At 52.8% G+C, this 24,632-nt stretch carries 15 protein-coding genes; 13 read left to right on the top strand and 2 right to left on the bottom strand.

The genetic code is table 11. The annotated features are described in order from the left end of the window. Window positions 1-22: 22 nt before the first annotated feature. The 6 genes from I8J30_RS23460 (at window position 23) to gntK (ending at window position 11,993) form a co-directional block, all read left to right on the top strand. A complete protein-coding gene (locus I8J30_RS23460) occupies window positions 23-3,910 on the top strand; it encodes a sugar-binding protein (protein WP_210662289.1) in 3,888 nt (1,295 codons plus the stop codon). A gap of 94 nt (window positions 3,911-4,004) precedes the next feature. Further along, on the top strand, window positions 4,005-6,014 hold the full coding sequence (locus I8J30_RS23455; RefSeq protein ID WP_210662287.1) for a GH39 family glycosyl hydrolase: 2,010 nt from the start codon (window positions 4,005-4,007) through the stop codon (window positions 6,012-6,014). 657 nt (window positions 6,015-6,671) lie between these two features. Then, entirely contained in the window at window positions 6,672-7,652 is a 981-nt protein-coding gene (locus tag I8J30_RS23450) for an ABC transporter permease (protein WP_240548321.1), read from the top strand. A 13-nt stretch (window positions 7,653-7,665) separates the two neighbouring features. Then, window positions 7,666-8,586, top strand: coding sequence for a carbohydrate ABC transporter permease (locus I8J30_RS23445; protein ID WP_210662285.1), 921 nt, complete (start codon window positions 7,666-7,668; stop codon window positions 8,584-8,586). Between the two features lie 78 nt (window positions 8,587-8,664). Then, window positions 8,665-10,257, top strand: a complete 1,593-nt coding sequence (locus I8J30_RS23440) for an ABC transporter substrate-binding protein (RefSeq protein ID WP_210662283.1) — start codon at window positions 8,665-8,667, stop codon at window positions 10,255-10,257. A 191-nt stretch (window positions 10,258-10,448) separates the two neighbouring features. Further along, window positions 10,449-11,993: a gluconokinase gene (gene gntK / locus I8J30_RS23435; RefSeq protein WP_210662281.1), complete on the top strand. Its 1,545-nt coding sequence runs from the start codon at window positions 10,449-10,451 to the stop codon at window positions 11,991-11,993. 49 nt (window positions 11,994-12,042) lie between these two features. Here gntK and I8J30_RS23430 read toward each other — a convergent pair whose 3' ends face one another. Both I8J30_RS23430 and I8J30_RS23425 read right to left on the bottom strand, forming a co-directional pair. Beyond that, complete coding sequence (locus I8J30_RS23430; protein ID WP_210662279.1) at window positions 12,043-12,576, bottom strand: hypothetical protein; 534 nt, start codon at window positions 12,574-12,576, stop codon at window positions 12,043-12,045. Window positions 12,577-12,733: 157 nt separating this feature from the next. Then, complete coding sequence (locus tag I8J30_RS23425) at window positions 12,734-13,807, bottom strand: M42 family metallopeptidase (RefSeq protein WP_210662277.1); 1,074 nt, start codon at window positions 13,805-13,807, stop codon at window positions 12,734-12,736. 320 nt (window positions 13,808-14,127) lie between these two features. Between I8J30_RS23425 and I8J30_RS23420 the strand changes: the two genes are divergently transcribed. The 7 genes from I8J30_RS23420 to I8J30_RS23390 all read left to right on the top strand — a co-directional run bounded on the left by I8J30_RS23420 (window position 14,128) and on the right by I8J30_RS23390 (window position 24,613). Next, complete coding sequence (locus I8J30_RS23420; RefSeq protein WP_210662275.1) at window positions 14,128-15,771, top strand: response regulator; 1,644 nt, start codon at window positions 14,128-14,130, stop codon at window positions 15,769-15,771. Next, window positions 15,764-17,551 (top strand): cache domain-containing sensor histidine kinase, encoded by a 1,788-nt coding sequence (locus tag I8J30_RS23415; RefSeq protein ID WP_210662273.1) that lies wholly within the window; start codon window positions 15,764-15,766, stop codon window positions 17,549-17,551. Before I8J30_RS23420 ends, I8J30_RS23415 begins: the two co-directional genes overlap by 8 nt. Before the next feature lie 90 nt (window positions 17,552-17,641). Further along, a complete protein-coding gene (locus tag I8J30_RS23410; RefSeq protein ID WP_210662271.1) occupies window positions 17,642-17,806 on the top strand; it encodes a hypothetical protein in 165 nt (54 codons plus the stop codon). 326 nt (window positions 17,807-18,132) lie between these two features. Further along, the gene (locus I8J30_RS23405; RefSeq protein ID WP_338044927.1) at window positions 18,133-19,170 is read left to right on the top strand and encodes an ABC transporter permease; all 1,038 of its coding nucleotides are present in this window, start codon (window positions 18,133-18,135) and stop codon (window positions 19,168-19,170) included. A 33-nt stretch (window positions 19,171-19,203) separates the two neighbouring features. Beyond that, entirely contained in the window at window positions 19,204-20,088 is an 885-nt protein-coding gene (locus I8J30_RS23400) for a carbohydrate ABC transporter permease (RefSeq protein ID WP_091212899.1), read from the top strand. Between the two features lie 69 nt (window positions 20,089-20,157). Then, entirely contained in the window at window positions 20,158-21,771 is a 1,614-nt protein-coding gene (locus I8J30_RS23395; protein ID WP_210662269.1) for a DUF3502 domain-containing protein, read from the top strand. 154 nt (window positions 21,772-21,925) lie between these two features. After that, a complete protein-coding gene (locus tag I8J30_RS23390) occupies window positions 21,926-24,613 on the top strand; it encodes a glycosyl hydrolase family 28-related protein (RefSeq protein WP_210662267.1) in 2,688 nt (895 codons plus the stop codon). Window positions 24,614-24,632: the final 19 nt, after the last annotated feature.

Genomic DNA, 24,632 nt, shown 5'->3' with positions numbered 1-24,632 from the left:
GAAGGATGGAGGAGGAAGTGAATTGGCTAAGCAATTGAAAGCAGGAACGATCATCAAATGGTTGATGGCACTCGTTGTAGCGGTGCCGCTATGGATGCCTAATCAAGGTGCATCTGCGGCTGCGGCAGCGGCGGAAACAGCCGGGACATGGACGAATAGCTTCGATCCCGATGGATTTACGAGCTGGGGGTTATGGGCGGGCGAAGGCAGCACGGTCAAGCAAGAAAGCGTGACCGGCGTGACCGGCAAGGCGATGCGCATTGACTATGATCGCTCGGCGCTTGGTTGGGGATTGGTAGCACATGCAGAGCTTCCGCCGGATTGGCAGCTGAACGGGATGAAGACGATTCAGTTTTATGCCAAAGGCGATGGAGAAGAACAGACCTTCTACATCGGAGTGGAGGAGAAGGACGGGGGAGACAAATACCGCAAGCTGGTGTCCATTGCGGATAGGGAGTGGACGCTCATCTCCATTCCGGTGTCCGAACTGACCTATCAGGATGGCGGAGACGGGCATCTCGATTGGGACAAAGTGAATGCCATTAATATTAGTCCCGAAAAGAACCGCTCCGGTCAGCTTACCATTGACGACATGACCATTGGAGCATTCGAGCCGAGCTACACGAATAGCTTCTCACCCGATACTTTCGGGGATTGGGGACTATGGGCCGGAGATGGCAGCCAGATTGCGAAAACAGAGACAGCAGGCGTGGCAGGTCCGGGAGCACGGTTTACCTATACGCGTTCCGATGCCGGATGGGGGCTTGTCGCACATGGATCCGTTCCCGCGGACTGGAAACTTGACGGCACGCAAGCGCTGAAGTTCATGGTTCGCGGTGACGGGACGGATCGACACTATTCCGTTGGCGTTGAGGAGAAAGACGGAGGAGATAAGTTCCGTTCCGTGATCGAAGTGAAGGGCAACGGTTGGACGCCGGTATCGGTTGCGGCTTCAGAGCTCGCCTATCAAGATGGCGGCGGTGATGGGAAGCTGGATTGGAGTCTCGTGAACGGCTTCAATATTAGTCCGGAAGAGAACGGCGCCGGTTATTGGGAGCTTGATAACTTCTCGTTCTATAAAGGCGGCTTGCTGCCGCCGGTCGTTCGTGAGCCTTCGCTGAAGGTAGCGAAGCTATCCGCAATGAAATCGGGATCGGTATTCGAGGGCAAAAACATTAAGATCGAAGCGAAGCTGAACAATAACGGTTCCTCACCGACCTCGCAGACACGAAAGCTGAACTACACGGTGAAGGATGCAGCTGATGCGAAGGTGCTGACCGGCACTATCGCGATTCCCGTCATTGCTGCGGGCGGAGAAGTAAGCTTGACTGCTTCATTCTCAGCGCCTCGTTACGGATACTTCACGTTTGAAGCGGTCACGGAGGATGATGGAGGTTTAACGTCTGCAATGACGACTGCCTTTGCAGTTATTGCACCGCCTGCCTCATCAGGCAAGCATCCGCAGTCTCAGTCCGATTCACGTTCGCTGAGCGGCTTCTCCACCCATTACGATTATCTGGCGAGTGACGCTCTTCGCCGGCAGGAAGCCGAGCTTATCCGGCTGTCGGGTTCAGAGCTTGTCCGCAATGATTTTCTGTGGAATACGATTGAGCCCTCAAAGGGCAACTACGATTGGTCGCTCTACGATCGAATCGTGGCAGCGAACAAGAAGAGCGGCCTTCAAATGATCGGCTTGCTGGCCTATAGCGCGACTTGGGCGAGTGCCGCTGCGCCGGGGACCGAGATGTCCGAACATTACCCGCCACGCACAGTTGGCGAATACGCGGACTTTGTCTATAAGACGGTCAAGCGGTACAAAGATACCGTCCATCTCTGGGAAATTTGGAACGAGCCGAATCTGGATGGCTTCTTTAGACCGACGCATTCGGCTGAGGCTTACGTGGAACTGCTGAAGGCGGGCTATTTGGCGGCCAAGCGGGCAGATCCTTCTGCAACCGTCGTCATGAGCGGCTTGTCGGGAACGGGCGGCAGCTATTTGGATGACATGATCGCTCATGGAGCGAAGAATTACACGGACGCCGTTGTTATTCATCCGTATCAAGCGGGAGACCCGGAAGCCGGAAATGCGTTCGTCCACGATATCGCAGGCGTTCAAGCGAAAATGCCAAACAAGCCGGTATGGCTGACAGAGTGGGGCTGGAGAACGGACGAGCAAGGTGTGAACAACCAAGCGCTCTACACGGTGAAGGGGTATCTGCTCGCGGATGCGATGGGCGTGCAGAAGAACGCGCTGTATTCGTTCAATATCGCTACGGATACGCAATTCGGACTTGCCGATTCCGGGCTCGGCGGTGCCGTGAAACCGATCTACCCGGCGGTGGCTGCCATGAATCGGGTGTTGGCGGATCGCGCGTATGCAGGCGATGCGGGGCTTGGCAGCGATGGCGTAACCGCTCTTGCATTCGACCGCCATGGCGCAGATCCTGTTATGGCGATATGGTCGACGACCGCCAAGACCATTCAGCTGACTTCATCCAAAGCGGTGACGCTATACGATTTCTACGGCAACGCCTCATCCGTCGCACCGAGCAAAGGGAAAGTGACGGTAGCACTGTCGGCACAGCTGATCTACGTGCAAGGGAGCGACCTCCGGTCGTATGTCAACAAGGCTGTCCCCAGAACGAAGAAGTTGTCTGCAGGAAAGCCCGTCCATCCTGCGGAAGCCTGGATAATGAAAAGCCCGTATACGCGGATTGGCAATGCGAAGCTAACGCGCGGCTTCGATAATTCGTATTCGGTCGAAGTCTATAACTATAGCAGCCGCAAGATCGCAGGGACGCTGGAGCTGAAAGGAATTCCGAAGAGCTGGTTTGCCTCAGCGAAGGGTATGTTCCGCGAGTATGAAGTGAAGCCATACGCAAGCCAGACGATCACCTTCAAATTGAAGCCGCCGGCAACTGCTGAGCTTGGCACGGTTAAAGCGACGATACAACCGCTTGGCTCCAAGCCGGCATTAGCCGCCAAAGACGCTGCGCTGGACGTCGTTCCTAAATTAGCGGTTCAAGTCGATAAGAAGGTCATTCAACTCACGAATACGACGAGCCTGCTTGTGTCCGGCACAGTGGCATTGCCTGCTCCGGCAGGCTGGCAGCTGACGTTGGGACAGACGTCATTCGAAATTGCGCCGGGCGCGTCCGTATCTCTGCCTTATTCGCTCGCCCCGCTAAGCGGCACGAAAGCGATGAGTTCGCTATCCATTGCGGGGAGCGTAACTGCAGGCGGAGAAACGATACCTTTCGTACAGAAGCTGCATGTAGCGACAGCCTCTCATGCGGCGCAGGCTCCAGTTATCGACGGACTTGTGGATGAAAGCTGGCAATCTGCAGCTTCCGCAATCGCTAACGAGCAGACACAGGTGAGCGCGAATTACCGCCCGAGCTGGCAAGTAAACGATGTTTCGGCGAACGTGAAGCTGATGTGGGACGCGTCTAAGCTGTACGTGCTCGCAACGGTGAAGGATGAGAAGGCTTTCCAGCCGCAATCCGGAGGAGCGATGTGGCAGGGCGATTCGCTTCAGCTGGCATTCGACGCAACGAACTCGGCAGGTGCCGGATACGGTGCGCAGGTATACGAGATTCAGATCGGTAAACCGGACGGGGCAGCCCCGCAGCTATTCAAGGGGATGGGCTTCGCCAAAGCCGGGTTGATGGAGAATGGGGAAATCGCCGTCATTCGGGATGAAGCGAATGGCACAACGCTCTACGAGCTGAGCATTCCGTTTGCCGAGCTCGATGGTTTCGGCGCCGGAGCGGCTCTGAAGGCTGCAGGCTTCTCCTTCCTCGTCAACGACAACGATGGCAGCGGCCGTGAAGGGTATATCGAATGGTCATCTGGCGTGGGAGACGCCAAGAATGCGTCGCAATTCGGTACGCTCTGGCTCATGAATTAGTTTGGCAGTACGAGGAGGATGTTCGGGAGCTTGCAACTTCAGCGGCGTCCTCCTCTTCTTATAGCTGCATAAATTGAAGAGAGCAGGTGAATTAGTGAAGAACACAAGGCAGAGAAGTTGGGTGAAAGCAGGGTTGAAATTAGGCATTACGGCAGCAGTGGCGCTGGCGACGTTGTTTCCCGCAGGTGTCAGCTTCGCAGGGACGGCAACGACAATTACAGTGGATACGGCTTCCAATGCAGGGAGCGTCAATCCATTTGCGTGGGGCGTCGGGGCACCGGACAAGTATGCTTGGTGGGCGGGTAACACGGCACTGAAGACAAGAATCAGCGATGCGAAGATTAAGCTTGTGCGCGTGAATCCGATTCAGAACATGCTGTATAACGGGAGAGACCCCTATCCGTCTGCCGGTAATTTTGCCCTAACGGACATGGATGCGATTCTGAATACGATCTATGATGCCGGAGCAGAGCCGCTCTTTGTCATCGCGGGTTTCCCTGCAGGCGTCCCGAATACGCGGGATGCAAGCGGCACGATTACGTCAGCCAACTGGACGGAATATGCCAATTTCATGAAAGGCGTAGTGAAGCGATATAACACGGACCATGTGTTAGGGGCCTCCAAGACTATCCGTTATTGGGAGCTTTGGAACGAGCCTACCATCGAAGGAGACGGCAAATTCTCGAGCCAAGCCAATTACAAAACGTTTGCTCAGACGGTCGGTAATGCCATGAAAGCGCAGGATTCCACGATTAAGCTGATCGGACCGGCGGATGCTTGGTCGGATCTAAGCTCAACCGGGTATGTATCGTATGCGGCCAAACAACTAGAGAGCCAAATTGATATTTTAAGCTGGCATGACTATGGCCCGGATCCGACGAATTCCGATGCCACGCGCCTTGCATGGACGAAGCCGCACTATCAGGATAACGTGGCGACGGTTAAGGCGGGCGGTGCCGGAGACATCTTCAAAGGGCCATCCGGCAAGCTGTACGGAGCGGCAATTACCGAATATAACATGAGCCATCAAGACGGCGGCAGCACTTATAACGCGAAGTACCACAATCAGTTTAATGCCATCTTTTCGGCGAGTGCCATCTTGAATGCGATGAAAGGCAACGCGGATATGTTCATGTCCTACAATCTGGCGGAGACAGGCACGAACTTGCTCGGTTTGCTGGATAATACTTCCTATAGTCCTTATAAGCCTTACTATGCGTACCACCTGTTCGGCAATCATTTCGGCAACCAGAAGCTGACCGCTTCGGGTGGTACGACCAATCTCGAGTTTGTCGCTTCCAAAGACACGGCAACAGGCAAAACCTATGTCATTGCGGTTAACAAAGATGCGAGCGTGACTTATGATGCAGCGGTGCAATTGCAAAATATTTCTTCTGCTTCCGGTACCGTAAACGTGTGGAAGCTGGATGCGGCAACGAATCCGACCTCCAGCATGTCTCAAGCGTATTCCGGCAGCCAGTTCACGTATTCCATCGCCCCGATGACAGCCGTCGCTTTCGAAGTCACGCCGGGAAGCGGTGGCGGCGGTTCAACGTTGTTTACGAGCGGGTTTGAAAGTGCCGATACGGCGCCAACTTGGCTCGATACGTTAGACGGCAGCATGAACGTTACCGGTTATACCGCGGGCACGAATCCGGAGTGCTCGCCGCGTCTGGAGTCTCCGCATGCGGGTACGGCTGCGCTGATGTTCTCAGGCACGGACAACAGCACTTCGCAATCCTATGCGAAGTGCAAGGTATTCGACGTGAATATCCCGATAACGGCATCCACGAAGCTCGGCTACTGGTTATACCCGCAAGTGGATCGAGCTCGGTACGTTGCGGTTGACTTGATCATGACCGACGGCACAACGCTTCGTGACAGCGGAGCCGTCGATTATAACGGGTTCAGCATGCATCCGAATGCGGGTCATGGCGGTGCAATCGCACTGAACACATGGACGAATATTAAGTCCAACATTGGTACGGTCTTATCCGGCAAGACGATTGACCGGATCATCTTGAACTACGACCGTGCTGCCGATTCGGGACAATATCGCGGCTATGTCGACGATATCGTCATCACGAACGGAACGCTTCCTTGATGACGGCGGGAGGCTGAGTATCGGTGGATAAGGCCGAGTAGCGCCATGTAGCGCCGAATGATGCTGATTAAAAGCTGAATTGCTGTGCAAAAGCTGCCTCGAAAGCGCGTCATGCGACTTTTGAGGCAGTTTTTTTCACATCGGTATTAGAAATGTTGCCATTTATGCAGCATTTCTTGGGGAAATGAGCTGCTGGAGAGAAAATGATGCCGATTATGCAGCATTTTCCTATGCATGACTTATTGGCGCCAATCCGCTCCCAAATGTTGCATATCGCGCAACATTTAGAAGCAGCAGACGATTTTGAGGGGGAAATGTTGCATGATCAGCAACATTTATTGCTTGTCTATTGAACGGGGAGAGGCAGTGGTGGGGGGCGGGGCAGAGGCGGGGCAGAGGCAGAGGGTAGGGTAGAGGTGTGGTGTCGAAGATAGAGGTAGAGGTGGGGGCGGGCAGAGGTGTAGTGTCAGAGGCAGAGGCAGAGGCGATGGCGCTCAGTTGGAGCGCCTAGCCTTCAAACCGCATCGCAGTGTAACCAAAACGTTCATCATGTCACGCCCATGCGTAGAGGGGGGCAGTGCCGCTCTTCTATAATTCAGATAGAAACGGAGAGAGTGAGCAGCACCATAGAGAAAGAGAGAAAGTGAGGCATGAAAGATGAAAACAATACCCGCGAAGCTAAACGCCGGTGCAGTTGCCAAGGTTGAAGGAAAGCTGACCAGACCTAGCCGATTTCGGAGCATTATCCGCTTCCGCATGCTCTACTTGATGATGCTTCCGACGATTGCGCTCGTCATCATCAATAACTACTTGCCGATGTTCGGCATCCTCATCGCCTTCAAGAAGATTAACTACGAGCAGGGGATACTGGGTAGTCCGTGGATCGGCTTCGAGAATTTCAAGTTTCTGTTTGCCACGACGGATGCTTGGAATATTACGCGCAACACCATGTTATACAACATCGTGTTTATCGCGACGAACTTGGTGCTTGCCGTGGCTTTTGCACTGATGCTGAACGAAATGCGCAGCAGGGTGCTGGCGAAGTTTTTCCAAAGCGCGATGTTCCTGCCTTATTTTCTGTCAGCGGTCGTAATCAGTTATCTCGTGTTCGCAATGCTGGGCGAAGAGCATGGTTTCATCAACAATGTGCTGCTGAAGTCGCTTGGCCTGGATCCGATCTCCTGGTACGCCAAGCCGGAAGCGTGGCCGATTCTGCTGCCCATCATTAACGCTTGGAAGAATGTCGGTTATTTCTCGGTGGTGTACTTGGCCGCCATTGTCGGCATAGAAGAGGAATATTACGAAGCGGCGCTGATCGACGGCGCGAGCAAGTGGAAGCAGATGACCAGCATAACCCTTCCGCTGCTGATGCCGGTCATGGTTATCATGACCTTGCTGCAGATCGGCCGTATCTTCTACGCCGATTTCGGTCTGTTCTTCCAAGTCACGCTCGACACGGGGGCGCTGTATCCAACGACGAACGTGATCGATACTTACGTTTACCGATCGTTCATGGTCATGGGCGACATCGGAATGTCTTCGGCAGCGGGCTTGTACCAATCCGCGATCGGACTTGTACTCGTATTCGCGTCCAACTTCATCGTCAAAAAAATCAACCGCGACAACGCGCTTTTCTAAGGAGGCTCTCACGATGAAAGCAGCTCGGGTTCCACATTCGCCTAACGCCATCTCGAAGCGCTCCAATTATTTGATCGGCGCCGTGTTCTGGCTCTACACCATCGCATGCGTATTCCCGCTGGTACTCATTATCGCCGTTTCGTTCACAGACGAAATGTCCATTCTGAAAGACGGCTACCAGCTGTTCCCCAAAGTATACAGTACCATGGCATATCAGCTGCTGTTCGAGGATTCCGCGCAAATCGTACGTTCGTACGGCATCTCCTTGTTCGTTACGATCGTCGGCACGATGCTGAGCTTACTGCTCACGGCAGCCTTCGCTTACCCGATATCGCGCAAAGAACTGCCGTACCGAAACAGCTTCACGTTCTTTATCTTCTTCACGATGCTGTTCAACGGGGGACTTGTACCCTGGTATCTCGTTTACGTCAAATATCTCCACCTGGGTGACTCGATCTGGGCGCTGATCGTGCCGATGCTCGTGCAGCCATTCAATATACTCATCATGCGAACGTTCTTCCAGACCACGATTCCCGGTGCATTGCTGGAAGCAGCGACGATTGACGGAGCGGGCGAGTTCAAAATTTTCTACAGCATCGTCCTTCCTTTATCCCTGCCGGTCATCGCGACAATTGCTTTATTCAATACGCTGATGTACTGGAACGACTGGTTTCTCAGCTTAATCTTTATCAGCGATAACGCAACCGTCAGCGTGCAGTATCTCATGTACAAGACGATGCTGAACATCCAGTATCTCACCTCAAATGTGCAAGCGTCAGAAGCGCTCACTCGCGGAGGGGGTACGCTTCATCTGCCGAGCGAGGCCATCCGAATGGCGATGGCGGTTATCGGCATCGGGCCTATTATTCTCGCTTATCCGTTCTTTCAGAGTTATTTTGTAAAAGGCCTCACGATCGGGGCTGTCAAAGGCTGATTCCGGCAAGCTATACTACTGATATTGGTTTGTCCGGTTAGCATAGATTCATAGTCATCCACTTGGGAGGGTAAACGAATGATTTCGAGAAAAAGAAAGAGCTATTCAGCAGTCGCGTTAACTTGTGCGCTTGGTCTGGTATTGACGGGCTGCGGCAGCAATGGCAACAATGTCAGCAACAGCAGTAACGCGAACGGGGATACGACTAAGCAAGCGAACGCAGCGAATACGACAGCAGCAACCGACAACGAAACCAAGACGAATGAACCTGCTGCGCCTAAGCTGGAAGAAGCGGATTTGACGCTTTATTATCCGGGCTCCCCTCAGAAAGATGAGCAAGAAGTGGAAGCGGCGGTTAATGAGTATTTGAAAGACAAGATCAATGCCAAGCTGGATTTGATGCCAATCGATTGGGGCAGCTGGGACAGCAAAATCAACCTGATGATTTCGTCCTCTCAGCCGGCTGATATTATTTTCACTGCTGCTTGGAACGGATTCACCGTAAATGTCGGTAAAGGCGCATTTCTGGATCTAACCGATCTCATCGATGAGTATGGAAAAGATATGAAAGCGGTCATGAATCCGGCGTTCCTGAGCGGTTCGAAGGTAAACGGCCGCAATTACGGCATCCCGACGAACAAGGAGCTGGCGGCGACACGCGGTTTGCTGCTGCGTAAAGACATCGTTGAGAAATACGGCTTTGATTTGAGCACCATCCATACGACCGCTGATTTGGAACCGATGCTGAAGACGGTCAAAGAGAAAGAAGCCGATATGACGCCATTTTACGTATCGAGCGACAGCGGCTTGCTGACGAATCTGAATTTCGACACCTTGGGCGACAATTCGGTTCCCGGCGTCTTGCACAAGATCGGCACGGAAACGACGATATTGAATGAACCGTCAACACCGGAATTCAAGGATGCAGCCGCGCTTAGCCGCAAATGGTATCAAGCAGGCTATATCAACAAAGACGCCGCAACGACGAAGGTTAAACCGGACGAGTTGATGAAAGCGGGCAAAGTGTTCAGCTATACGGCTTCGCTGAAGCCGGGAGCAGCAGAAGAAGTCATGCGTTCGGTCGGTGTTCCGCTTGTACAAGTGGAACTGACGGAGCCGACAACGACGACAGGCGACACAACCGGATCGATGCTCGCGATCTCCCGTACTTCGAAGAACCCGGAGCGCGCCATGATGCTGATCAACTTGCTGCATACCGACAAAACGCTTAACAATTTGATCAACTACGGCATCGAAGGCAAGCACTATGTGAAGGTCGAAGGCGCGAACGATGTCATCAAGTATCCGGACGGCGTGGATGCTGCGACTTCCACCTACAGCCCGGGTACGAACTGGCAAATCGGCAATCAATTCCTCAACTTCCTGTTCGATACGGAGAATCCGAAGAAGTGGGACATGTTCAAAACGTTCAACGATTCGGCGAAGCCTTCCATCGCGCTTGGTTTCACCTTCAACAGCGATAGCGTGAAGAGCGAAGTAGCCGCATGTGTGAACGTCTACAAGGAATACTTCGGCACCTTGAATGCAGGGACAGTTGACCCGGACAAATATATTGCGCAATTCCTCGATAAATTGAAAGCGTCCGGCGTTGATAAAATCATTGCCGAGAAACAAAAGCAATTCGACGAGTGGAATAAGTCGAAAGGTTAAGTGATACTAAGCCGTCCATGCATCCTCTTAATGGGGAAGCTTGGGCGGCTTTTTCCGCGGTCTTCCGCCTCTCTCGACATTGCGCTATAAAGGCAAGGAATATATACTACATGGAAAGTGATGATTACCGAAATACATACTCTATACAACGCGCGCAACTTGAATTTGTTAGCGGGGAAGAAGGATTAGCGATGCAGAGCGAACAGTTGAACTATATGATTGGCGTGGATATTGGGACAACGAGCACGAAGTCCGTGCTGTTCCGGGAGGATGGCAGTATCGTCACCTCGGCACATGTGGAGTACCCGCTTTACACGCCGACGCCGGAAGTGGCGGAGCAGGATCCGGATGAGATTTTTGCGGCGGTCGTGTCCACAATGACGAAAATAATGCAAGGCGTAAATGCGGCGGATGTGCTGTTCGCTTCCTTCAGTTCGGCCATGCATAGCGTGATTCCGGTCGATGCCGACGGGAAGCCGATTAGGAGATGTTTGACTTGGGCGGATAATCGCAGCGCGGCATGGGCGGCCAAGTTCAAGAACGAGATGGGCGGTCATGAAATCTATCTTCGGACAGGCACGCCGGTTCATCCGATGTCGCCGATTACGAAGCTGCTGTGGCTGCGACACGACGAGCCGGAGCTGTTCGGACGTGCGAAGAAGTTTATTTCGATGAAGGAATATGTCTTCTTCAAGCTATTTGGCGTCTATGTCGTCGATCATTCGATTGCTTCGGCTACCGGGATGATGAATCTGGAGAAGTTGGACTGGGATGAGGAAGCGCTTCGGATTGCGGGCATCACGAGCGACCGGCTGTCGGAGCTGGTCCCGACGACGCATGTGCTTACCGGGCTAAATGGTGAAATAGCGGAACAAATCGGATTGCTGCCTAGTACGCCGTTCGTTGTAGGTGCAAGCGATGGACCGCTGTCCAATCTGGGCGTGGATGCGATTGACCCCGGCGTAGTGGCGCTTACGATCGGAACAAGCGGCGCGATCCGCACGATTGTCGATAAACCCGTGACGGATCCGAAGGGCCGCTACTTCTGCTACGCGCTGACGGCGGACAAATGGGTCATCGGAGGGGCGGTTAACAATGGCGGCGTCATCTTCCGCTGGCTCAGAGATGAGCTCGCTTCGGCAGAAGCGGAAGAAGCAAGGCGTATGGGGTTAGACCCGTACGATGTGCTGACGCAAATGATGGAGAAGGTACGTCCCGGCTCGGACGGATTGATATTCCACCCGTACTTGACAGGAGAACGAGCGCCATTGTGGAACCCGAATGCGCGTGGTTCATTCTTCGGTCTGTCGCTGCATCACAGCAAGGAGCATATGATGCGTGCTGTTCTGGAAGGCATTAATTACAATTTATATTCGGTTCTCCATGCCTTGGAGGAAACGATCGGTAAACCGGCCAAAATCCATGCCACAGGCGGATTTGCCCGTTCTCCGCTATGGCGTCAGATGATGGCAGACATATTGGGGCAGCGAATCGTCATTCCGGAGAGCTTCGAGAGCTCCTGCTTGGGAGCGGTGGTGCTCGGATTAATGGCGATCGGCCGTGCCGATTCCTTGTCGGTTGTCTCGAAGATGATGGGCTCCACGTTCGAGCTTACGCCAAATAAAGAAGCAGCAGCCCACTATGAGGAGCTGCTGCCTATCTACTTGCGCCTAACGGAGAAGCTTACAGATGATTACGCAAGTATTGCCGATTATCAGCGAAAATTGTTTCAGTAGTTCAGCGCGGCGCGGCGACGTCGGCCGGCGTGATATTCAACGTCAACCGTCAGCGGATATCGTGATTAATCGCGATGATCCCGATTACCTGAGGTTTATCGGCGCTGCCGCCGAACCAGATGTCGCCGTTGCCGACCATGACGCCTTGATAATTCACGAATACCTGGTCAGCTGACTGCTCAGCGATCGCTTGCTTGATCGACTTGTCGATGATGGCGTCGTATCGATCGACAAAATCGCGGCGCGTCTTGATCAGCAGCGAGCCTGATGTGCCGTTCACTCTGAGCGGATAGAGAATATGATTGGCTACAGTGACCTTGTCACCTTCGGCAATGGCTGTTTTGACCGCGTTGAATACGTCGAAGAATGCCTGTGGATCCTCGATGCCGGCTACTTCAAACGGGTTGGTTCCGGCTTTGATTTGACTCGTGATCGTTGGCAGATTGCTGACCTGATGCTCCGTAGTGCTCTTATTTTGATCCGATCGGCTGCAGCCAACTACAGTTAATACGGTGACGGCTATGAGAACGGCTGATGTCAGCCTGTACAGGACATTAAATCGTTTACCAATATGTGCTTGCATTACCATCATCCTTTCTACCCTTTATGCTTTCACTTTATGGACGAATAGATACAGCGTAATGTTTCGATCTGCGAAATAGAAAATAGTACTAATCAAAAAAGACCAGTGGACGTTCGATTTACGAACGGTTCACTGGTCTTTTGCTTGAGAACGCTGCTTACGAGCGGTCGATAATCGTCTGGTAAGTCGAGCGATCGCAATGCTGCACCAATTTCACGAGCAGCTCCTTAGCTGCGTCGTAGTCATCGGTGTGCAGGACGGAAGCCGAGGTATGAATGTACCTTGCGCATACGCCGATAACGGTCGAAGGGATGCCGATTCCTTGCGTATGTACCGCTCCGGCGTCCGTTCCGCCTTGGGAGACGAAGTACTGGTACGGAATGTTGTGCGTTTGCGCCATATCCAGCACGTACTCCACCATGCCGCGATGCGTCAGCATGCTTGGATCATAGAGACGCAGCAAGGTGCCTTGACCAAGCTGACCGAAGGCGGATTTGTCGCCGTTCATGTCATTGGCCGCGCTGGCATCCATCGCGAAGAATAGGTCCGGCTTAATCATGGCGGATGCTGTTTTGGCACCGCGCAGTCCGAGCTCTTCTTGTACCGTTGCCCCGGCATACAGCACATTCGGAAGCTTCTGTCCGCGCAGCTCTTTCAGCAGCTCGATGGCAAGCCCGACGCCGTATCGGTTATCCCATGATTTGGCCATAATTTTCTTCGGATTCGCAAGCGGGGTGAACGGACAATAGGGAACAGCCTGCTGTCCAATGCGCACGCCGACTTCCTCCGCATGCTGGCGGCTGTCCGCGCCGATGTCGATATACATGCCCTTCACGTCCAGCGGCTTGCCGCGCGCTGCTTCATCGAGCAGATGAACAGGCGTCGTTCCGATGATGCCGACGATCGGCCCGTTCTCGGTCATCACTTGAATGCGCTGCGCAGGCAGCACTTGGCTGAACCAGCCGCCAAGCGTCTGGAATTTGAGCATGCCGTTCTCTGTAATGCCCGTGATCATAAAGCCAACTTCGTCCAAATGACCTGCCGCCATAATGACCGGACCGCTCTCATCGCCGCGCATGACGCCGAAGATACTGCCCAGTCGATCCTGCACGATTTCATCTGTATATTTCGTAAGCTCACCGCGAACAAAGCTCCGCAGCTCCCGCTCAAAGCCGGATGCCGCTTGAAATTCGGTTAACGTACGCATCAGTTCCATTGTTTCTTGATTCATGATCATTCCTCGCTATCGTAATGGGATGGGGTATGCAGTCGGATCAAACACCAAACACCCCTATTCTACCGCCTTTCCATACGAAGGTAAATGAGGCATCCAAGCCATTATTCATAATGGCCTCAAAGTTGCTTTGGCAAACCATGGGGAAGGGAAAGCGCAATTGTTGTCGAATTGTAATAAAGCGCTTCCAAAGTAGGTTTCGATTGACCTGATAAAGATAATAATCCCCCATTGCCTGCCTGGAATTAAGAGCGATAAGATAACGGTACGTTCATGTTGAAGTCGCATACATACTCGGTAAAGGGTGATGAGAGAACATGTATCGGGTGCTGATTGTAGATGATGAGAAGGAAATCAGGGAAGGGCTGCGGCTTCGTTTTCCTTGGGTGGATTGTGGCATCGATTTGGATGAAATATATACGGCTGACGACGGTGAAACCGCGCTTGAGCTGACCGAGCAGTTAAACCCGGACTTGATTGTGACGGATATCAAAATGAGCCGCATGTCGGGTCTCGAATTTATTCAGTCCCTGCACCAGCGCTGCAATTTCTCGGGCAAGTCGATCGTCATCAGCGGCTATGATGATTTCGATCTGGTGAAGCATGCGATGCAGCTTGGCGCCATCGATTATGTGCTCAAGCCGATTAATATCGAGGAGCTGTCGCAGGTTATTCGCAAAGCGCTTAGTCAAATTCGCGAGGAACGGCTCGATAAACAAAATAAGCTGCTGCTGGAGAATCAGGTTCATTTTGCATTGCCCAAAATGCAGGAGGAAGTCGTTCGCGAAGCGGCGGAGAACGAGTATAACCCTTACTGGGAATCGCGCATGATGCATAGGCTAGGCAATCTGCAGCTGGAGTGGCTGACGCAGCATAAGCTCGCGCTCATGCTCATTGAAGTGGATGATCTGAAGGCCATTGACCAAGGGAAGCTGTACCGCAAGGAGAAGGAGCTTGTCTTGTTCGGCATCAGCAATGTCGTGAAGCAGACTCTGCAGGAGGAATATGCGCATCCGGCCTGCATGTACAGCGATGCGAAATCCCGTTTCGTGATCGTTCTCAGCTGCAATCATCAGGAACAGCTTTGTTCCATCAAGGATATTGCCGTTACGTGCATCGAACGGATTAACGGATATGTCAAAGTGAAGGTCAGCATCGGGCTCGCCTCCACGGTCGGCGGCATTAAGCAGCTGCATGAAATGCGGCAGGAAGCGGCTGATATTCTGGAGCAGAAGGCCGTATACGGCGGCAATCGGCTGCTGCTTCGTCAGGATCTCGGCGTCGATGCGGAGTTCTCGGAGCTGTCGATCGGCAACGTCAATGAAATGTTCGATCTCATTCGTTATGGCTCCGATCGGGAAATCCGGACGGTCATGCAGTCATTTCCCGAATTTGTTCGGACATGGGGCGCGACCAACATTAAAGATATTCAGCAGAAAATATTCGAGTGGCTGCTGGAGCTGTTCAAGAAAGCTGCCGCCGGCGGGTGGAAAGAACGGGGCTGGGAACGCAATCCCATCGCGATCTGGGATCGGCTGGAGCAGTACGATACGCTCGATTCGCTGCGCATTCAGGTGGAGAGCTATCTGGTCTCCATCGCTGCGGATTTCAGGAAAAATTGGGTGCCTCAGAGCCAGATCATATCCGAGGCGGAGAAGGTCATCCAGCGGAATTATGGGGATAATTTGACGCTGCATACCGTTTCGCTGGAGGTTCATGTAACGCCGGTATGGCTCAGCAAGCTGTTCAAGAAGGAGAAGCAGCAGACGTTCCTGGAATATTTGACCGAGGTGCGGATCGAGAAAGCGAAAGAGATGCTAGGCGACGTCGCCAACAAAATCTATCAGGTCTCGCAAGAGGTTGGATATCGCGACCCGGTTCATTTTACGAAGCTGTTCAAGAAGAACGTCGGTCATACGCCTAAAGAATATCGGAAGCTGAGAGGAATCATCGATGAGTAGCTATACGCTTCAGCAAGCGGCCTCTTTACGCAATAAAGTGATCGGCATGTTCTTCATGATCATCATCGTGCCGTTTCTGCTCTTCGCTTATTATGCGCATATCAAGTCGGTTGAAGGGATATCGAATGCCAATGCTTCTTTCTCGATGGACTACATGCTTCAATCCAAACGGAATTTGGACCGTTACCTCAATCAGCTGAACGAGCAGATTAACGGCATCATCGGCAATACGAAGTTTCAGCAGCTGATGGAGAACTCGATGATACCGACGAAGGACGAGAGTGCTTTTATTTCCGGCATGATGCTGCTGCTCGATCAGTCGAAGTCGCAAGTGGATGCTTTTCGCATACGGGTATTTCCGATAGATCCGGATAAACATCCCATGTATATCAACACGCTGGATGAACAGAAGGGTTTTCAGACGAGCAGCTGGTTTAAAGCGGCACAGATGACGATTACGCCGACGTGGCATTTGTTCATGCCCGCCGAAAGTACGTATTTTCGGCCGATGCTGTCCAAAATCAAGCGGTTTACAGGGCTGCATGACCAAATTGCGCGGGGGATCGTCATTACGGATTTGACGGAGGATCAGCTGAAGCGGTATCTCTCGCCATCGCAGCGGATGAAGGGGCAGCGGATGTTTCTGATGACGCGCAGCGGGTATGTGCTCTATGATACGGCAGATAATGAGCTGGCCGGCAAGCTAATTCCGTCGAAGCCGCTCATCGATTCGATAGCAGCCTCGACGCAGAAAGCGGAGACGCTGACGATTGACGGAGAGAAGCAGCTCGTCACGTATGTGAAGCTGGATTCGGAGCAATGGATGCTGGTAAGCACGACGCCTCTGGAGCAGCTGACGCATCCGATTCAGGAAATGGATAAGCTGCTTGTTTTCTTCCTGATCATTTATTTGATCTGCTGTATCGGGGTCGTCATCTATATGACGCTGTACTTCACCCATCCGCTGCACAGATTGGTTCGTTCCATGCGCAAGCTGGAGTCCGGCGAGTTCCAGTTCATGCTGCCGCCTTCGGACCGGAGAGACGAGATCGGCTGGCTGTATCGGGGCTTCAACAACATGACCGGCAAAATCCAGCAGCTGCTCGATCAGACGACGCAAGCGGAACGAACGAAGAAAGAGCTGGAGTTTCAGGTGCTGAGCCACCAGATCAATCCGCATTTTCTGTACAATACGCTGGAGTCGATCCGGTGGAAGGCAGAGTACCATAACATGCCGGATATAAGCGAAATGGTTTCCTCGCTGGGTAATTTGCTGCGGCTGAGTCTCAATCAAGGCAAGGAAATTACGACGGTGTCGAGGGAAATCGAGCAAGTGAAAGCGTACGTCCGCATCGAGCAGGCGCGCCTCGGCAACCAGGTTCGCTTCTTGATTTCGATCGACGAAGAGGTGCTGCATGCGCCGTTTCTCCGCTTGCTGCTGCAGCCGTTAGTGGAAAATGCGATTCATCACGGCATTCGAAGCAACCCCGAGAAAGGGAAGATCATGCTGACCGGTCGCCGCGAGGGGACGGATATTGTCATTGAGCTGAGCGATAACGGACAAGGCATTCCGGAAGCGGTGCTGCAGGAGCTGACCCATCCGGAGGAGAAGGCCGTCCCTGTCGCCAAGCGCCGCGGCGTCGGCCTGCGCAACGTGAACGACCGGCTGAAGCTGTACTTTGGCGAGGCCTATACGCTGCAGATCGAGGCCAGAGCAGGAAGCGGCACGCGCATCGTCCTGCGCCACCCGATCATGGAGCCGGATGAGGAGCAGGGGTAGCGGGCTTGAGGGGAAGCGAAGAGAGGGCACTATTCCGAGGTTGGAATAGGTGCCCTTTTGTTTAGGCGAGTAGATCGCCTAGAGATCTACATGAGAGGAAGATCGGCGAAAACCGCCAAAGAAGATCGCTTACAGATCTACATGAGAGGAAGATCGGCGAAATTCGCAAAAGAAGATCGTCTGGAGATCTACATGAGAGGAAGATCGGCGAAATTCGCAAAAGAAGATCGTCTGGAGATCTACATGAGCAGTTAGTTGGTGAATTGAGTGAATGTATAGCTCCCAGAGCAACACATGAACGGTTAGTTAGTGAATTCCGAGCAAGTGTAGCTCCCAGAGCAACAAATGAGCGATTAGTAGGCGAATTCCTAGAATGTGTGGCTCCCAGAGCAACACATGAACGATTAGTAGGCGAATTCCGAGCAAGTGTGGCTCCCAGAGGAACACATGAGCGGCTAGTTAGCGAATTGAGAGCAAGAGTAGCTTCCAGAGCAACACATACTTAGATAGTTTCTGACAGAGGCCAAGTTTACACCACAAAGTTTAATTTTGGCTCATAGTAGCACGGAGGGCCATCCATTATGATGATTATAGCAACGATAAGCAGCTACCAAACACGAACAAGAAAGGTAAGGACGCCCATGAAACCAAGCAGCGAAGTTGTGAATAAACCGATATCTGCAGCTGTCTATCGCAAGAGATCTAGCTTCGTCTCCGATCTCATGCGGAACCACTCGCTCTACGTGATGTTCCTCCCGGTCGGCATCCTGCTCCTTGTCTTCAACTACTTGCCGCTTGCGGGTCTCATCATCGCGTTCAAGAATTACGACTTTGCCAGAGGGATCTTCGGCAGTCCGTGGGCGCAGCCCATTCTCAACAACTTCGACTACCTGCTCTCTTCGGATGCCGCTTCGCGCGCAGTTCGAAACACGATCCTGCTCAATGGCTTGTTCATCGCAGTGGGGCTCGTTTTCGAGGTGGGACTTGCGTTGATGCTGAACGAAGTGCGCAACAAATATTTTAAGCGGATTACGCAGTCGATCACGTTTCTCCCCTTCTTTATTTCCTGGATCGTTGTCGGCGTCTTTACATACAACCTGCTCAACTATGAGAATGGCGCGATCAATCGCATTGTAGAATGGCTGGGCTTCCAGCCCATCGATTTCTACAGCGAAGCAGGGCTGTGGCCGCTTATTCTGACCATCGCCATTCGCTGGAAAGTAACCGGATACGGCACCATAATTTATTTAGCCGCCCTCACGAGCATCGACAACTCCTATTATGAAGCCGCTTCCATCGACGGTGCATCCCGCTGGCAGCAAATTCGGTTCATCAGCATCCCGATGCTGAGGCCAACGATTATCATCCTCACCTTGCTCGCCGTTGGGCGAATCATGAATGCGGATTTCGGTATGTTCTACGCCATGGTCGGCGATGCTTCTCTCCTCTATCCGACAACAGATGTTATTGATACGCTGGTCTATCGAAGCTTACGGAAGTCCGGCGATATCGGGATGGCCTCCGCAGCCGGCTTTATCCAATCGGTCGTTGCCTTCGTTCTCGTGCTTGGCAGCAACTATGCGGCAAGGAAGGTCGACAAGGACTCAGCGATTTTCTAACTTCACTTCGTGACGATCATAAGGAGGGGCACCATGCCGGTAAAACGTATATCCATCTCGCAAACGATCATTATCGTCATCATTTCCTTGTTCAGCCTTGCTTGTCTGCTGCCGTTTCTCATGGTCATTACCGGCTCGCTCGCAACGGAGAACGATATTATTAACAACGGCTACTCGCTATTCCCGAGGCATATCACGTTCATGTCGTATGAGATCCTGCTGCTCGGCTCCAATCGAATCGTGGATGCTTACGGAATCAGCTTGCTCGTCACGGTGGCAGGTACAGTGCTCTCGGTTTTCTTGACCAGCTTAGGCGGGTACGTGATGGCGCGTCGCTCTTTTAAATACCGTAACATTCTCTCGATCTACGTGATTATCACGATGCTGTTCAGCGGCGGATTAGTGCCTTGGTACATCGTCTGCGTCAACTATTTGCACCTGAAGGACACGATCTTCGCGATGATTTTGCCTCCGCTGGCGAACGCGTTCAATATGTTTCTGATCCGCAACTTCCTGTTCTCCATCCCGGAGGACATCTATGAATCCGCCAAAATGGACGGAGCAAGCGAGTACCGCATCTACTACCAGCTGATCATGCCTTTATCCAAACCGGTTCTCGCCACGGTCGGCTTGTTCGTCGCGCTGGGGTACTGGAACGATTGGTTTCTCGGCCTTATGTTCGTCGACAAGCAAGAGCTGCAGCCGCTGCAGCTGCTTCTCCGAACGCTCGTCTCGAACGTGGAGTTCCTCCGAAGCTCCAGCAATGCCGCCGATATGCAGCGCATTTCCGCGCAGCTGCCGTCCGAGTCCATCAAGATGGCGCTTACGGTAGTGACGATCGGGCCGATCATCTTCTTGTATCCGTTCTTGCAGCGGTATTTTGTCCAAGGCTTGATGGTCGGTGCGGTTAAAGGGTAACAGCAGCTATAACAGCGCTACCGGGGCGCTGGATAGTATAAAAAACAAGCTCAAGGGGAGAGGTACACGATGAAGAAGATGCATGCGAAGCTTCCACTGCTGCTCACGATTGTGCTTATGCTTAGCCTAGTAGTATCAGCATGTAGTTCCGGCAACAATGAGAACAGCAAAAACAACGGAGATTCATCCGGTACCACCAATGCAGCGGCTGACAACACCACGAATGCATCTACGTCCGATACGAACAATGCAGCGGCTACGACTGATGATACAACTAAGGAGCAAGAGGAAGTAACGCTGAAGTTTTATTTTGGCGGTGACAAGAAAGCAGCTACCGATGAGGTTTGGTCCGCAATCAGCGATTATGTGAAAACAAAAGGGCTTAATGTGAAATTCGATATCAACTTTATCCCGTTTGGCGACTTTAAGGACAAAATGCTCGTTATGGCGGCATCCGGCGATAAATGGGATATGAACTTTGACGGCGACTGGCTCTCCTATAAGCAAATGGCTGCCAAAGGCTCCTACATGGCGCTCAACGATCTGCTCCCGAAATATGCGCCAACCCTGTTTGCCAAATATCAAGAACAAGGCACACTCACGGCCGCAACGGTCAACGGTCAAATCGTCGGCCTTCCTTGGACAATGAGTATGAACCAACGTAAATATGCGGTGTGGCGGGTGGATCTGACCGATAAAGCAGGCATCACGCCGGCTGTGGATTCCATCAAAACGATCGAAGATCTCGATGCGTTCCTGCACAAGCTGAAAGAAGCATTCCCGAAAGATAAGCTGTCCCGTTCCACGCCGCTTGGCATCTACATGGAGCGCGATGAGTGGGTTGACCTTGGCTTCCACGGCATGGGCTTCTACCTGAACGATCCGGCAGTGAAGATCCAACCGGTTGAACAACAACCGTTCTACAAAGAAGCAGCGCTTATGGCTAAGAAGTGGTACGACGACGGTATTATCAACAGAGATGCCATGATCGACAAAGAAGACGGCGCAGCACAATGGAGAAACGGCAAAATGTTCTACACCGACTCCTCGCATGAATGGGTGAACGCAAATCCGGGCTTCGCGGATCCTTCTTATAAGCTGTCCAGCTCGCTGCTCTACCCAGACAAGAAATATGTCAACCGTACAGCGTTGGCCAACGTTGTAGCCATTAACCGCAACTCCGAGCATGCGGACCGCGTGCTGCAATTCCTGGATATGCTCGAAACGGACAAAACGCTCTATGACCTCGTCCAATACGGAATCGAAGGCAAAACCTATGTTCTTGACGGCGAAACAGCGAATTATCCGGAAGGCATGCAAACGACGACGTCCAACTACATGGAGTGGGGCGGACAATGGGCACTGTGGAAACCGCAGTTCATGCGTCCAAACCCGGCTTATGGCAAAGACTTCTGGGTACATGAAGCGGAATTCGCAGCGCTGCCGGTCAACGTAAACTCCCCGGTAGACGGACTGTTCATCTCCGAAGACAACATCAAGAACGAAGTGGCCAAACGCGACCAAGCGATCGAGGAATTCCACAAACCGATCGAATTCGGGAATGCCAAAGATGTCGATAAAGCAGTAGCGGATTACATCGAGAAGCAAAAAGCAAACGGCCTTGATAAAATCATCGCAGAAGCGCAACAACAAATCGATGCTTACTTGGCTTCGAAGAAATAATCGAGAAATCCGCGCCTCTTACCGGGTGCGGATTTTTTGCCGGGCAATCAGCTAAATATGCCTCAGATAACGATTGGATTGACTCCTTACAAGGTGCGGCGAGACTCCTTATACTCTATTTGTAAGCGATTACAAATATGGAAGGGTGTAGATTATGAAGAAGAGGTTTTCCCCACTCATCATGGCTTTCTTACTCGCTGTATCCTGTTTTCCGTTCATCCCCCTTGTGGCATCGGCGGATACCGTGCTGTTCTCGACAGGCTTGGAATCCGGTCAAACCGCACCAAACTTCTTGGACACCATTGATTTTTCTTCAAATGTGAGCGGCTTATCGTCAGGCCTTTCACCCGAGGCTTCACCTCGTTCGGGCGAGCAGGCGCATACGGGCACTTCGGCGCTTATGTACTCAGGCAACGCGAATGGCGGCTCGACGACGTATGCGTACTTCAAGGTGTTCACTGTCAACATTCCCGTGACATCGGCGTCGAAGCTGCAATATTTCATCTATCCGCAGCAGGATAATGGCAGGTATATGGCGGTTGATTTCCATTTCACGGACGGATCGACGCTGCGCGACAGCGGATCGATCGATCAGAACGGGAACACCGTTCATCCGGCCGGCGGCCATGGCGGCACGATTCCGCTCAATGCTTGGTCGCCGATTAATTCGAACTTCGGCGTGCAGAATGCCGGGAAGACGATCGACCGGATCTGGGTTGCTTACGACCGTGCGGGAAGTACCGGCAACTTCCGCGGGTATATCGACGATATTACGATTTCCAATACAACGACGACGAGCTCCGTCCGCAACAGCGTCATTGTCAGCACGCTCTATCCGACAAGCGACATTGTTATTTCGGATTACAATGTTACAGCCTTCGGTGCGGACAACACAGGGGTAAACGATGCGACCGCAGCCATTCAAAATGCCATTGATGCTTGCTACAACGACGGCGGTGGAACGGTGTGGCTGCCAGCAGGTACGTACAAAGTATCCGGTACCATTCAGGTCAAAGCATTCTGCTCCGTTCGGGGCGATTACCGCGATGCGGACAGCGGGAGCGGGAGCTACGGCACTGTAATCGCCGCGAATCTGGCATCCGGCGACTCGGGGCCGGTGCTATTCCGCATCGGGGGCAGCGCATCCGTACAGGGCTTGACGGTGTATTACCCCAACCAGAATGCAACAAGCCCGGTTCACTACAACTACACCTTCGAAATTCCGGGAAATGCCTGGATCGGCAGCGAGAATTATATGACAGCGTCCATCATGAACGTGACGATGCTTAATTCGTACCGCGGAATCGGTATCAGCACGATGGCCTCTGACCATAGCGGGGGCTCGCAGGTTCATGAGCAAGCGACGGTGAAGAACGTGAAGGGTACCATTCTGTACCGCGGTGTAGAAGCTTATAACGGCGCGGATGTCGGCACTTGGGAGCATGTGAATTTCAACAGCTCGTATTGGGCCAATGCGGGAGCTTCCTACAATGCGCCGAGTGCGACTACGATCAAGAACTGGACGCGCACGAATGCCACCGCGTTCACGCTTGGCGACTTGGAGTGGGATCAGTTCTATGCGATGGAGGCATCCGACTTCAATATCGGCATCAACATCGTAACCGGCCAGCGAATTCAGTTCTCGGGCGCCTTTATTTGGGCGAATATCCAGAACACGAATATTGCGGTCAAGGTGGACAATATCGATACCCGCTGGGGCGTATCGTTCCTGCGCAGCGTGCTGAAGGGCAGCACCGCTTCCGTTCAGAACAACACGGCCGGTTATGTGAAAGTGACCGATTCCGATATTACGGGCAGCACATCCGGCACAGTAACGATCTCAGGTCCGGGAACATCGCCGGTGGTGTCCCCTTCTGCCGCTACGCCGAAGGCCAGCCGCGCTGTACTGTATGATGTCACCAAAGCGCCTTACAATGCGCCATTCACTTCCTCGCGCGGTCCTGCATTGCCGACGGTGGATGCAACTTCCGCGATCCAATCTGCATTGAACGCTGCGGGAACCGCCGGCGGCGGTGTCGTCTACGTGCCGGCAGGCTGGTTCAAAGTCAGCACGCACTTGACCGTTCCGGCCAATGTAGAGCTGCGCGGCTCGGCATCATCGCCAACGAGAGATCAAGGCGGATCGAGCGCTGGCACGGTGCTGTTCGCTTATGAAGGCAAGGATACGGCGACACCGGATTCGAGCACGGCGTTTATTACGTTGAACGGGAATACAGCCGGCTTGCGCGGTTTGCGCGTGTTTTATCCGGAGAATAACCCCGCAGCAGGCATTAAAGCTTTTCCTTATACGATTAGAGGCAACGGCAGCAGCGTATACATTGTTAATGTGGGCTTGCCCAACTCGTATAACGCCATTGATTTGATGACAAATCGCAATGATAACCACTATGTGGAGAAGGTACAAGGGACCTTGTTCAAGAATGGTATTACTGTAGGGCTCAGTACGTCGGGTTATATCACCGGCATCCTCACCAACGGCAACGCCGTATGCCGCACCGGCTACAACATTCCCGGCTGGGTCGTGGAGAGCAACGTTTTCTCGCAGGTCATCGATGCGTTTACGAGACCGAATGAGACGCTGATCACCGTGAACGGAGCTTCCGATGAGAAGCTGGTTAACGTTTTTGCCTACGGCTCCAAGAACGGGTTAGTTGTCCAGTCGGGAACGGTAAACGCATTCAACTTAGGAACGGATAATCTCGGCTCCGGCGGATACACCGTGAAAGTGGACAGCGGCTCGGTCAACGTGATGAATCTGATGCGCTATAACGGTACGACATCCTTGGGAACGGTCACAATCTATAACGAAATGCACCTATGAGCAGTTAAATTCCATTCAT

It is taken from the genome of Paenibacillus lignilyticus (assembly GCF_017942085.1).
In the GTDB taxonomy this organism is placed as follows: domain Bacteria; phylum Bacillota; class Bacilli; order Paenibacillales; family Paenibacillaceae; genus Paenibacillus_Z; species Paenibacillus_Z lignilyticus.
This window is presented reverse-complemented; position numbering and strand designations above follow the sequence as displayed.

What these genes read in the sequence shown, in the direction of transcription:
- I8J30_RS23440 (WP_210662283.1), top strand. Translation starts at nt 8,665, where the DNA reads ATGATTTCGAGAAAAAGAAAGAGCTATTCAGCAGTCGCGTTAACTTGT.
- I8J30_RS23400 (WP_091212899.1), top strand. Translation starts at nt 19,204, where the DNA reads ATGCCGGTAAAACGTATATCCATCTCGCAAACGATCATTATCGTCATC.
- I8J30_RS23405 (WP_338044927.1), top strand. Translation starts at nt 18,133, where the DNA reads ATGATGATTATAGCAACGATAAGCAGCTACCAAACACGAACAAGAAAG.
- gntK (WP_210662281.1), top strand. Translation starts at nt 10,449, where the DNA reads ATGCAGAGCGAACAGTTGAACTATATGATTGGCGTGGATATTGGGACA.
- I8J30_RS23430 (WP_210662279.1), bottom strand. Translation starts at nt 12,576, where the DNA reads ATGCAAGCACATATTGGTAAACGATTTAATGTCCTGTACAGGCTGACA.
- I8J30_RS23415 (WP_210662273.1), top strand. Translation starts at nt 15,764, where the DNA reads ATGAGTAGCTATACGCTTCAGCAAGCGGCCTCTTTACGCAATAAAGTG.
- I8J30_RS23390 (WP_210662267.1), top strand. Translation starts at nt 21,926, where the DNA reads ATGAAGAAGAGGTTTTCCCCACTCATCATGGCTTTCTTACTCGCTGTA.
- I8J30_RS23450 (WP_240548321.1), top strand. Translation starts at nt 6,672, where the DNA reads ATGAAAACAATACCCGCGAAGCTAAACGCCGGTGCAGTTGCCAAGGTT.
- I8J30_RS23410 (WP_210662271.1), top strand. Translation starts at nt 17,642, where the DNA reads ATGAGAGGAAGATCGGCGAAAACCGCCAAAGAAGATCGCTTACAGATC.
- I8J30_RS23425 (WP_210662277.1), bottom strand. Translation starts at nt 13,807, where the DNA reads ATGAATCAAGAAACAATGGAACTGATGCGTACGTTAACCGAATTTCAA.
- I8J30_RS23420 (WP_210662275.1), top strand. Translation starts at nt 14,128, where the DNA reads ATGTATCGGGTGCTGATTGTAGATGATGAGAAGGAAATCAGGGAAGGG.
- I8J30_RS23395 (WP_210662269.1), top strand. Translation starts at nt 20,158, where the DNA reads ATGAAGAAGATGCATGCGAAGCTTCCACTGCTGCTCACGATTGTGCTT.
- I8J30_RS23445 (WP_210662285.1), top strand. Translation starts at nt 7,666, where the DNA reads ATGAAAGCAGCTCGGGTTCCACATTCGCCTAACGCCATCTCGAAGCGC.